Annotated in this window: 2 rRNA genes; both read right to left on the bottom strand. The window is 50.3% G+C overall.

Annotated elements, in window-relative coordinates:
- Positions 1–24 precede the first annotated feature (24 nt).
- A 5S ribosomal RNA gene (gene rrf / locus L9P87_RS17800) occupies positions 25–140 on the bottom strand.
- 186 nt (positions 141–326) lie between these two features.
- Positions 327–2,958: ribosomal RNA gene (locus L9P87_RS17795) — 23S ribosomal RNA — on the bottom strand; the annotation flags it as partial.

Here is a 2,958-nt window from a genome sequence, read left to right as displayed (position 1 = left end):
AGCTTACGGGGTCTTAGAATAAAAGCCTGACGATGACCTACTCTCACATGGGGAAACCCCACACTACCATCGGCGAGGAATCGTTTCACTACTGAGTTCGGGATGGGATCAGGTGGTTCCAATTCTCTATGGTCGTCAGACAAACTGTGTTAGAGCGTTCGGAGTCTTAGGTGCTTAAGCACTGCTCGTAGTCTCTAAATAAGAAGATAAAATAGCCTGTGTCTTAAAACACGTTGTTCAATCTTGTTTCAATCCGGTATATCGAATCAAATCAGTTACTTGACACATCTCTTATCTTGCAACAAGAGTTCAATCACTTGGATTATATGGTCAAGCCTCACGGACAATTAGTATCAGTTAGCTCAATGCCTCACAGCACTTACACACCTGACCTATCAACGTCGTAGTCTTCAACGGTCCTTAAGGAGGGTTAAACCCTCAGGGAGAACTTATCTTGAAGGAGGCTTCCCGCTTAGATGCTTTCAGCGGTTATCCCGTCCGAACGTAGCTACCCGGCAATGCATCTGGCGATACAACCGGAACACCAGGGGTTCGTCCACTTCGGTCCTCTCGTACTAGAAGCAGCTCTTCTCAATTCTCCAACGCCCACGGCAGATAGGGACCGAACTGTCTCACGACGTTCTAAACCCAGCTCGCGTACCACTTTAAATGGCGAACAGCCATACCCTTGGGACCGGCTTCAGCCCCAGGATGTGATGAGCCGACATCGAGGTGCCAAACACCGCCGTCGATGTGAACTCTTGGGCGGTATCAGCCTGTTATCCCCGGAGTACCTTTTATCCGTTGAGCGATGGCCCTTCCATACAGAACCACCGGATCACTAAGACCTACTTTCGTACCTGCTCGTCTTGTCAGACTCGCAGTCAAGCACGCTTATGCCTTTGCACTAACCTCCTGATTTCCGACCAGGATTAGCGTACCTTCGTGCTCCTCCGTTACTCTTTGGGAGGAGACCGCCCCAGTCAAACTACCCACCAGACACTGTCCTCGATCCCGATAAGGGACCCGAGTTAGAACGCCGAACATACCAGGGTGGTATTTCAAGGTTGGCTCCACCGCATCTAGCGACGCGGTTTCAAAGCCTCCCACCTATCCTACACAGATATGTTCAGAGTTCAGTGCCAAGCTATAGTAAAGGTTCACGGGGTCTTTCCGTCTAGCCGCGGGTACACAGCATCTTAACTGCGAATTCAATTTCACTGAGTCTCGGGTGGAGACAGCGTGGCCATCATTACGCCATTCGTGCAGGTCGGAACTTACCCGACAAGGAATTTCGCTACCTTAGGACCGTTATAGTTACGGCCGCCGTTTACCGGGGCTTCGATCAAGAGCTTCGACCGAAGTCTAACCCCATCAATTAACCTTCCGGCACCGGGCAGGCGTCACACCCTATACGTCCACTTACGTGTTTGCAGAGTGCTATGTTTTTAATAAACAGTTGCAGCCACCTGGTATCTTCGACCACCGATAGCTTAGGAAGTAAATTCCATCACCATCAGCGGCGCACCTTCTCCCGAAGTTACGGTGCCATTTTGCCTAGTTCCTTCACCCGAGTTCTCTCAAGCGCCTTGGTATTCTCTACCTGATCACCTGTGTCGGTTTGGGGTACGATTCCTATATAGCTGAAGCTTAGAAGCTTTTCTTGGAAGCATGGCATCAACCACTTCACTCGAACTTTCGTAAGAGCTCGTCATCAGTTCTCAGCCTTAGGGGTCCGGATTTTCCTAAACCCCCAGCCTACAACCTTAAACGCGGACAACCAATCGCCGCGCTGGCCTAGCCTACTCCGTCCCTCCATCGCACTATATAGAAGTACAGGAATATTAACCTGTTTCCCATCGATTACGCATTTCTGCCTCACCTTAGGGGTCGACTAACCCTGCTCCGATTAGCGTTGAGCAGGAAACCTTGATCTTCCGGCGGGGGAGTTTTTCACTCCCCTTATCGTTACTCATGTCAGCATTCGCACTTCTGATACCTCCAGCAAACTTCACAGTTCACCTTCAACGGCTTACAGAACGCTCCTCTACCATACTCATAAATGAGTATCCGCAGCTTCGGTTATCAGTTTGAGCCCCGTTACATCTTCCGCGCAGGCCGACTCGACTAGTGAGCTATTACGCTTTCTTTAAAGGATGGCTGCTTCTAAGCCAACCTCCTAGCTGTCTAAGCCTTCCCACATCGTTTCCCACTTAACTGATATTTGGGACCTTAGCTGGCGGTCTGGGTTGTTTCCCTTTCCACTACGGACGTTAGCACCCGCAGTGTGTCTGCCGTACTGCTACTCCACGGTATTCGGAGTTTGCATGGGGTTGGTAAGTCGAGATGACCCCCTAGCCCAAACAGTGCTCTACCCCCGTGGGTAATATACGACGCTCTACCTAAATAGATTTCGAGGAGAACCAGCTATCTCCCGGCTTGATTAGCCTTTCACTCCGATCCACAAGTCATCCCCCCATTTTTCAACATAGGTGGGTTCGGTCCTCCAGTTGATGTTACTCAACCTTCAACCTGCCCATGGATAGATCGCCGGGTTTCGGGTCTAATGCCTGCAACTCATTCGCCCTATTAAGACTCGGTTTCCCTACGGCTCCCCTAAATGGTTAACCTTGCTACAGACATTAAGTCGCTGACCCATTATACAAAAGGTACGCAGTCACAGAACAAGTCTGCTCCCACTGCTTGTACGTATACGGTTTCAGGATCTATTTCACTCCCCTCTCCGGGGTTCTTTTCGCCTTTCCCTCACGGTACTGGTTCACTATCGGTCAGCTAGGAGTATTTAGCCTTGGAGGATGGTCCCCCCATATTCAGTCAAGATTTCTCGTGTCCCGACCTACTTGTCGCAAGCTTAGTACCACAGTCGCGTTTTCGTGTACGGGGCTATCACCCTGTATCGCTGAACTTTCCAGATCATTCCACTAACGCGTCTGCTAT

The sequence above is a fragment of the Sinobacterium norvegicum genome (assembly GCF_923077115.1).
GTDB classification, from domain to species: Bacteria; Pseudomonadota; Gammaproteobacteria; order Pseudomonadales; family Sinobacteriaceae; genus Sinobacterium; species Sinobacterium norvegicum.
The sequence above is the reverse complement of the archived record's forward strand: the minus strand, read 5'-3'. Positions and strand labels throughout refer to the sequence as shown.